Below are 9,554 nucleotides of genomic sequence, written 5' to 3' on the forward strand. Positions count from 1 at the left end.
GCAGGTGCCCGACCTGTCGGGTCAGTAGCCCAGGTCGTCCAGGCGGACCGACGCGCCGGTGGCGTCGCCGAACCCGTCCTCGGGACCGTAGAAGCCGTCGCCGTAGTCCGGGATGGAGTACGCGGCCGCGCGGGCCTCCTCGGTGGGCTCGACCGTCGAGTTGCGGTACCGGTTGATGCCGGTACCCGCCGGGATGAGCTTACCGATGATGACGTTCTCCTTGAGGCCCACGAGCTTGTCCGAACGCCGGTTGATGGCGGCGTCGGTGAGCACGCGGGTGGTCTCCTGGAAGGAGGCCGCCGAGAGCCACGAGTCCGTGGCCAGCGAGGCCTTGGTGATACCCATGAGAACCGGGCGCGCCGAGGCCGGTGAGCCGCCCTCGGTGAGCACGCGACGGTTCTCCGCCGTGAGCTCCGCGCGCTCGACCAGCGCACCGGGCAGGAACTCGGTGCTGTTGGACTCGTTGATCGCGACGCGACGCATCATCTGGCGGACGATGACCTCGAGGTGCTTGTCGTGGATCGACACACCCTGTGCGCGGTAGACCTTCTGCACCTCGTCCACGAGGAACTTCTGGACCCCGTTCGGGCCGAGGATCGCCAGCACCTCGTGCGGGTCCGCCGGCCCCTCGAGCAGGGCCTGGCCCCGCTCCAGGTGGTCGCCGTCGACGATCGGACGGGACGACCCGTCCTCGAGGATGATATGCGCGAGGCCCTGACGCTTGGACAGCTTCTCGTACACGATCTCTTCCGCACCGTTGTCCGGCACGATCGTGATCGTGTAGAACCGCTCCTCCTCCTCGAGGCGGATCCGGCCCGCCTCCTCGGCGATCGGGGCCTTGCCCTTGGGCACGCGTGCCTCGAAGAGTTCCTGCACGCGCGGCAGACCACCGGTGATGTCGTCACCTACGCCACCCTGGTGGAACGTACGCATGGTCAGCTGCGTGCCCGGCTCACCGATGGACTGGGCGGCGACGATGCCCACGGCCTCGCCGATGTCGACCAGCAGACCGGTCGCCATGGAACGGCCGTAGCAGGTGGCGCAGACTCCCGTGCCCGTGGTGCAGGTGAGGACCGAGCGGACCTTGACCTTCTCCACGCCCGCGGCGATGAGCGCCTCGATCGTCGGGTCACCGAGGTCGGTGCCGGCGGCCACGACGACAGCGCCGGAGGCGTCGACGGCGTCCTCCGCGAGGGTGCGGGCGAACGTCGAGGTCTCGACGTGCTCGTCCCGGGAGAGCACGCCGGTCTCGACACCGTGCGCGTCCACCTCACGGCGGGCGATGATCGTCTCGATGCCCTTGCTCGTGCCACAGTCGGTCTCGCGGACGATGACGTCCTGTGAGACGTCGACGAGACGACGGGTCAGGTAGCCCGAGTCGGCCGTACGGAGCGCCGTGTCGGCCAGACCCTTGCGGGCGCCGTGCGTGTTCATGAAGTACTCGAGCACCGTCAGGCCCTCGCGGAACGAGGACTTGATGGGCTGCGGGATGAACTCGCCGTTCGGACGCGTCACCAGGCCCTTCATGCCCGCGAGCGCACGGATCTGGGTCATGTTGCCCGCCGCGCCCGACTTGACGATCGTCGGGATCGGGTTGGAGTCCGGGTAGTTGGCCTCCATGGCCTGACCGATCTCGTCGGTGGCCTCCTGCCAGAGCTTGACCAGGTCGCTCTTGCGCTCCTCGTCGGTGATCTTGCCCAGGCCGAACTGCGACTCGAGCCGCGCCGCCTTGGCGTCGTACGAGGCGAGGATCTCCTTCTTGGCCGGCGGGACCAGCACGTCGGACATCGCGATGGTGACGCCCGAGCGGGTGGCCCAGTAGAAACCGGTGTCCTTGAGCTTGTCCACCGTCTGCGCCACGACGATCATCGGGTAGCGCTCGGCCAGGTCGTTGATGATGACGGCCTGGCGCTTCTTGGGCATCTGCTCGTTGACGAACGGGTAGTCCGCCGGGAGCAGCTCGTTGAACATGACGCGGCCCAGCGTGGTCTCCGCGATCCACTCCTGGCCGGGGGTCCAGCCCTCGGGGAACCGCTCCGCCTCGATCTCGGCGGGGGGCCGCTGCTGCGACATCCGCACCTGGATCGGCGCGTGGATGTCCAGCACCTTCAGGTCGACGGCCATGATGGCCTCCGACGGGTTGGAGTACACGCCGGTGGCCGGGGCGTCCTGTGCCGCCGGGACGTAGGAGCCGGTGGCGCCCTCGTCGAGGCGGGTCAGGTAGTACAGACCGGTCACCATGTCCAGACGCGGCATGGCGAGCGGGCGGCCCGACGCCGGCGACAGGATGTTGTTCGAGGCGAGCATGAGGATGCGGGCCTCGGCCTGCGCCTCCGCGGACAGCGGGAGGTGCACGGCCATCTGGTCACCGTCGAAGTCGGCGTTGAAGGCCTCACACACCAGCGGGTGCAGCTGGATGGCCTTGCCTTCGACGAGCTGCGGCTCGAAGGCCTGGATACCGAGGCGGTGCAGGGTGGGTGCGCGGTTGAGCATCACCGGGTGCTCGGCGATGACCTCCTCGAGGACGTCCCACACCTGGTCGCGCTGACGCTCGACCATCCGCTTGGCGGACTTGATGTTCTGGGCGTGGTTGAGGTCCACCAGTCGCTTCATGACGAACGGCTTGAACAGCTCGAGCGCCATGAGCTTGGGCAGGCCACACTGGTGCAGCTGGAGCTGCGGACCCACGACGATCACGGAACGACCCGAGTAGTCGACGCGCTTGCCGAGCAGGTTCTGACGGAACCGGCCCTGCTTGCCCTTGAGGAGGTCCGAGAGCGACTTGAGCGGACGGTTGCCCGGGCCCGTGACGGGCCGGCCACGACGACCGTTGTCGAACAGCGCGTCCACGGACTCCTGCAGCATCCGCTTCTCGTTGTTGACGATGATCTCGGGGGCACCGAGGTCCATCAGTCGCTTGAGGCGGTTGTTGCGGTTGATCACGCGGCGGTAGAGGTCGTTGAGGTCCGAGGTGGCGAAGCGCCCACCGTCGAGCTGGACCATCGGACGCAGCTCCGGCGGGATCACCGGGACTGCCCCGAGCACCATCGCGGCCGGGTGGTTCCCGGACCGCAGGAACGCGGAGACGACCTTGAGTCGCTTGAGGGCGCGGATCTTCTTCTGACCCTTGCCGTTGCGGATGATGTCGCGGAGGTTCTCGGCCTCGGTCGCGAGGTCGAAGTTCTCCAGCAACGACTGGATCGCCTCGGCACCCATGCCGCCCTCGAAGTACTCGCCGAAGCGGTCCTCGAGCTCGCGGTAGATGCCCTCGTCCACGATGATCTGGTTGATCTCGAGCTTAGTGAAGGTGGTCCAGATCTCCTCGAGACGGTCCAGCTCGCGCTGGGCCGACTCGCGGATCTTCTTCATCTCCTTCTCGCCGCCGTCCTTGACCTTGCGGCGCTGGTCGGCCTTGGCACCCTCGGCCTCCAACTCGGCCAGGTCGGCCTCGAGCTTCTTGGCGCGTGCCTCGATGTCCGAGTCCCGCTCGTCCTCGATGATCTTGCGCTCCTCGAGGATCTGCGCCTCGAGCGTGCTCAGCTCGTTGTGGCGCAGGTCCTTGTCCACGCCGGTGATGACGTAGGCCGCGAAGTAGATGATCTTGTCGAGGTCCTTGGGCGCGAGGTCCAGCAGGTAGCCGAGCCGCGACGGGACGCCCTTGAAGTACCAGATGTGCGTGACGGGCGCGGCCAGCTCGATGTGGCCCATCCGCTCACGACGCACCTTGGCACGGGTCACCTCGACGCCGCAGCGCTCACAGATGATCCCCTTGAAGCGCACGCGCTTGTACTTGCCGCAGTAGCACTCCCAGTCCCGGGTGGGGCCGAAGATCTTCTCGCAGAACAGCCCCTCCTTCTCCGGCTTGAGGGTGCGGTAGTTGATGGTCTCGGGCTTCTTGACCTCGCCGTAGGACCAGTTACGGATGTTCTCCGCGGTCGCGAGGCTGATGACCAGCTCGTCGAAGTAGTTGACGTCCTGCACGTAGGCGTCCTTCCCCTTATGGGATGGTGGCGGGCCCCTCGCGGGGTGGGGCCGGTGTGGGGCCCGCCGTGGTGGAACTTAAATATTCGGGTTGCGGGGCGCCGGTGGTGCGCGCCCCCGGCGCCTACTGCGCCAGCTCGTCCGCGGCCGAGGACTCGTCCCTGGAGAGGTTGATCCCCAGGTTCGCCGCGGTGCGGTCGAGGTCGTCGTCCTCTGCACCCTCGCCCAGCGAGACGGCCTGGCCGTCGCTGGAGAGCACCTCGACGTTGAGGCACAGCGACTGCAGCTCCTTGAGCAGGACCTTGAACGACTCCGGGATCCCGGGCTCCGGGATGTTCTCGCCCTTGACGATCGCCTCGTACACCTTCACGCGACCCACGACGTCGTCCGACTTGATCGTGAGCAGCTCCTGGAGGGTGTACGCGGCACCGTAGGCCTGCATCGCCCAGCACTCCATCTCACCGAAGCGCTGGCCACCGAACTGGGCCTTACCGCCGAGCGGCTGCTGGGTGATCATCGAGTACGGACCCGTGGAACGGGCGTGGATCTTGTCGTCCACCAGGTGGTGCAGCTTGAGGATGTACATGTACCCCACGGACACCGGGTACGGGAAGGGCTCGCCCGACCGACCGTCGATCAGGGTCGCCTTGCCGTCGGCCTCGACCATCCGCTCGCCGTCACGGTTCGGGAGGGTGCAGCCGAGAAGGCCGGTGATCTCCGTGTCCGCCGCACCGTCGAAGACGGGGGTCGCCGTGTTGGTGCCGGCCTCGACGCTGTAGATCTCCTCCGGCAGCTTGGTCGCCCACTCGGGGAGGGAACCGTCCGCCTCGCGGGGCACCTCCCAGCCCGCCTTGGCCAACCAGCCGAGGTGGGTCTCCATGATCTGACCGATGTTCATACGACGCGGGACGCCGTGCGTGTTGAGGATGATGTCCACGGGCGTGCCGTCGGGCATGAACGGCATGTCCTCAGCGGGGAGGATTTTGCCGATGACGCCCTTGTTGCCGTGGCGGCCGGCGAGCTTGTCGCCGTCCTGGATCTTGCGCTTCTGCGCCACGTAGACACGGACCAGCTCGTTGACGCCGGGGGGCAGGTCGTCGTCGTCGTCACGCGAGAACACGCGGACGCCGATCACCTTCCCGGACTCACCGTGGGGCACCTTGAGCGACGTGTCGCGCACCTCGCGGGCCTTCTCACCGAAGATGGCGCGCAGCAGGCGCTCCTCCGGGGTGAGCTCGGTCTCGCCCTTGGGCGTGACCTTGCCGACCAGCACGTCGCCGTCCCGGACCTCGGCGCCGATGCGCACGATGCCACGGTCGTCCAGGTCCGCGAGGACCTCGTCGGAGACGTTGGGGATGTCGCGGGTGATCTCCTCGGCGCCCAGCTTGGTGTCGCGGGCGTCGATCTCGTGCTCCTCGATGTGGATGGACGTGAGCACGTCCTCCTCCACCAGGCGCTGCGAGAGGATGATCGCGTCCTCGTAGTTGTGGCCCTCCCACGGCATGATCGCCACGAGCAGGTTCTTGCCCAGCGCCATCTCACCGTTCTCGGTGCAGGGTCCGTCGGCGAGGACCTGGCCGGCCTCGACGCGCATCCCCTCGTCCACTATCGGCTTCTGGTTGGAGCAGGTGCCCTGGTTGGACCGCGCGAACTTGGCCAGACGATAGGTCTGTCGGCCACCGTCGTCGTCCATGACGGTGATGAAGTCGGCCGAGACCTCCTCCACCATTCCCGCACGCGTGTTGACGACGACGTCGCCCGCGTCCACGGCCGCGCGCAGCTCCATGCCGGTGCCGACGAGCGGCGCCTCGGAACGCACGAGCGGGACCGACTGGCGCTGCATGTTCGCACCCATCAGGGCACGGTTGGCGTCGTCGTGCTCGAGGAACGGGATCATCGCGGTGGCCACGGAGACCATCTGCCGCGGCGAGACGTCCATGTAGTCGACGTCCGTACCGGCGACGACCTCGACGTCACCGTGCTTCTTGCGCACGAGGACGCGGTCCTCGACGAACCGGCCGTCCGCGTCGATCTCCGAGTTGGCCTGCGCCACGACGTGGCGGTCCTCCTCGTCGGCGGTCAGGTAGTCAACCTGGTCGGTGACGGCGCCGTCGACGACCCGGCGGTACGGGGTCTCGATGAAGCCGAACGGGTTGACCCGGGCGTAGACCGAGAGCGAGCCGATCAGTCCGATGTTCGGACCCTCGGGGGTCTCGATCGGGCACATGCGGCCGTAGTGCGAGGCGTGCACGTCGCGCACCTCGAGGCCCGCGCGCTCGCGGGAGAGGCCACCGGGGCCCAGGGCCGACAGACGCCGCTTGTGGGTCAGCCCCGACAGCGGGTTGTTCTGGTCCATGAACTGCGACATCTGGGAGGTTCCGAAGAACTCCTTGAGCGCGGCGGTGATGGGCCGGATGTTGATCAGCGACTGCGGGGTGATCGCCTCGGAGTCCTGCGTGGTCATCCGCTCGCGGACCACACGCTCCATCCGGGACAGGCCCACGCGGACCTGGTTCTGGATGAGCTCGCCGACGGTACGCAGACGACGGTTGCCGAAGTGGTCGATGTCGTCGACGTCGACCGGGACCTCGCGGCCGCCGGAGACCTGCATCGAGCTCTCACCCGCGTGGAGGCGCACGAGGTACTCGATGGTGGCGGCGATGTCCTCACGCGTGAGCGTGGTGGTGTCGTCACCCTCGGGGTCCGGCAGACCGAGCTTGCGGTTGACCTTGTAGCGGCCGACGCGGGCCAAGTCGTAGCGCTTCTCCTTGAAGAACAGGTTCTCCAGCAGCGCCTCCGCGGACTCGCGGGTCGGCGGCTCGCCCGGACGCAGCTTGCGGTAGATCTCGAGCAGGGCCTGGTCCGTGTCCTCGACAGTGTCCTTCTCGAGGGTGGACATCATGATCTCGGAGAAGCCGTAGCGCTCCTTGATCTCGGTGGTGGTCCAGCCGAGCGCCTTGAGCAGCACGGTCACGGACTGGCGGCGCTTGCGGTCGATACGCACACCGACCGTGTCGCGCTTGTCCACGTCGAACTCGAGCCACGCACCACGCGAGGGGATGACCTTGACGGAGTGCACGTCGCGCTCCGTGGACTTGTCGCGACTCCGGTCGAAGTACACGCCCGGCGAGCGGACGAGCTGCGAGACGACGACGCGCTCGGTGCCGTTGATGATGAACGTGCCCTTGTCCGTCATCATCGGGAAATCACCCATGAAGACGGTCTGCGACTTGATCTCGCCCGTCTCGGTGTTCTCGAACTCGGCGGTGACGAACAGGGGCGCCTCGTACGTGCGGTCCTTCTCGCGGCAGTCCTCCATGGAGGCCTTGACCTCTTCGAAGTACGAATCCGAGAACGAGAGCGACATGGATCCGGAGAAGTCCTCGATCGGGGAGATCTCCCTGAGGATCGACTCCAGGCCTCCCTCGAGGTTCGTGACGCCGCGTGACGCGGCCCTCTTCTGCCACTCCTCCGACCCGATGAACCACTCGAACGACTCCGTCTGGAGGTCGAGCAGTCCCGGGACCGGCAACGGCTCGGAGAGTTTCGCGAACGAGACCCTCCGGGGCGCACCGGGAACGGTGGAAACTGACTTGGTCTGGCGGGAGACTGCCAAGATGGGTCCTTCCAGCACCTCACGTGATCACCACGGGCGGTGACCACAGATGTATCTGCGAGCGGTCCGCCGACGGGTATCCACCCAGATCCGACCCGATCGAGGACTCGGAGAACACCCGGTGAGACCGGGGACGAGCCGTCACGGACGGACGAGAGTGCAAATAGCAGCCAGCGCAACGACCTAATCTAGTGGATAGCGGCGCGGAAGTCCAGCCGTCCACGGGAGTGATCCCGGAGGCTGTGCGCGGGCGGGTGCTCCGTCCGTCCCTGCGCTGGTTGCCCTCGTGGCTCTCGCCTCATCGGCCCCCGGTCGGGACGTCGCACCGGCGGGCGATCCGATCGCCCGATGCCCCTAAAGGGTGACGGGTCGAAGGCCGTTCGTCAAGGATCCGACGCGGTCCGGTTCGAGATCGACTGTCCGCCGACCCGTCAGGAGGGCAGGTCGGGGATCCGGGACAGCTTCCACACCCCGTCGATCCGGTCGAGACCGACCAGGTAGGTGCCGCTGGTACTGCCGGCCGCCACGCCGTCACGGGTCATCGAGACGTCCTGCACCAGAAGCACCTCGGCCTTGTCCCCGTCGAGGTAGGACAGTCCCGCTTCGCGGACCTGCGCCTCGACGGCGGTGGCCGACTGCTCGTAGCTGTCGCGGAGCGCGGGCCAGTTCTCGTCCAGCTCGGACACGAGGGCCGGGGTGAGGAACTCCCCCAGTGAGTCGTGATACTCGTCGAGGGACTCATGATCGATCGCGACCAGGCGCTGCACGTTCGTGCTCGCCGCCGTCAGGACCTCGTCGGTGACGGACTGGTCGACGAACGCCTGGTTGTCCACGTCCACGCCGGGCCCGGTGGCCAGGAACGCACCGGTGGCTCCCGCCACGAGGCCCACCGCCAGCGCGGCGTACGCCAGCGCCCGCCCACGGGGCAGCCCGCGGCCCGGCCGTTCTTCGGCCTCCCCGGCGGCCTTGGGGCCATCGGCGGTGCGGGGATCGGACGCGGCATCGGCCGAGCGTGTGGCCCCGGCAGCGTGTGTGGTCCCGGAATCGTCGTCGGGCGCGGCATCGACGGTGCTTCCCGCGTCGGCCAACTCCTCGTCGTCATGCTTCTCCCCCGCCCGCGGACCGGCCTCGGGACGGGTCGGTCCGGCGTGACCGGCAAGGCGGCGGCGAACCGGCTGACCGGCGGGCTTCGGTGTCCTCTTGATGGGTGGCATCAGTCGTTCCCGTCCTTCCTCATCGGCCGGCGGAGGTGGTCGGCGCGGTGGTCGACTCCTCCTGTGTGTCGGGGTCGTCGGCGTCCGCGTTCCCGGCTCCGTCCCGGGTGTCCGGTGCCTCCAGCTCCTGCACGGACTGACTCGAGCTCCCGACAGGCACCGTCACGCCCACCTGGTTGACCGCGTTGGCCTTCCACGAACCGTCCTCACGGGTGAGATCCACGCGCATCGCCTGGCGTCCCGTGATGTCGTCCTGGCCCTCACGCTCCGAGTGGGCGGTGAAGACCACCAGCACGGCGGCCTCGCCCGCCTCGAGGTCGAGAACCTCCACCGCGGACTGGGAGACGGTCGCCGTGGTGACCGCCTTCTGCTCCACGACACGGGTGCGGACATCGTCCGCCCACTGCTCCTGCTCCACGAGGAAGTCACCCGTCGAGGCGTCGGCGAGCTGCTGCAGCGACTCGTCGACGTTGCGGTAGTCGAAGCTGAACGCGTTGATGATCACCTGCGACGCCACCTCCGAGACGGTCTCGCGCTCGGTCGCGACCTCGTGTGCGGACCGCGCTTCGGCGTAGCGCCAGCCGAACACGCCCAGCACCGCCAGACCGGCCACCAGGACGACGACCGAGAGGACCGCCAGCCACGTCGGGACGGCCCGACCCTTCTCGACACCGTCCCCCGCCGAACGGCCGCCGCCACTGATCCTGCCCTGCGAACTCATGGCGGCGACGCTACCTGAACCA

Annotated in this window: 4 protein-coding genes; all 4 read right to left on the reverse strand. The window is 67.9% G+C overall.

Going from position 1 to position 9,554, the window contains the following annotated elements; genetic code table 11:
- Positions 1-21 precede the first annotated feature (21 nt).
- Positions 22-3,981 carry a DNA-directed RNA polymerase subunit beta' gene (locus tag ABIE38_RS14890; RefSeq protein WP_354057571.1) on the reverse strand — a complete coding sequence of 1,320 codons (3,960 nt, stop codon included), beginning with the start codon at positions 3,979-3,981 and terminating at the stop codon, positions 22-24.
- 124 nt (positions 3,982-4,105) lie between these two features.
- Positions 4,106-7,615: a DNA-directed RNA polymerase subunit beta gene (rpoB, locus tag ABIE38_RS14895; RefSeq protein WP_182645097.1), complete on the reverse strand. Its 3,510-nt coding sequence runs from the start codon at positions 7,613-7,615 to the stop codon at positions 4,106-4,108.
- 413 nt (positions 7,616-8,028) lie between these two features.
- Positions 8,029-8,811, reverse strand: a complete 783-nt coding sequence (locus ABIE38_RS14900; protein WP_354057574.1) for a hypothetical protein — start codon at positions 8,809-8,811, stop codon at positions 8,029-8,031.
- Between the two features lie 19 nt (positions 8,812-8,830).
- Entirely contained in the window at positions 8,831-9,532 is a 702-nt protein-coding gene (locus tag ABIE38_RS14905; RefSeq protein WP_354057575.1) for an Rv1363c family protein, read from the reverse strand.
- Between the last annotated feature and the right edge of the window lie 22 nt (positions 9,533-9,554).

Source organism: Dietzia sp. 2505 (genome assembly GCF_040546785.1).
In the GTDB taxonomy this organism is placed as follows: Bacteria; Actinomycetota; Actinomycetes; order Mycobacteriales; family Mycobacteriaceae; genus Dietzia.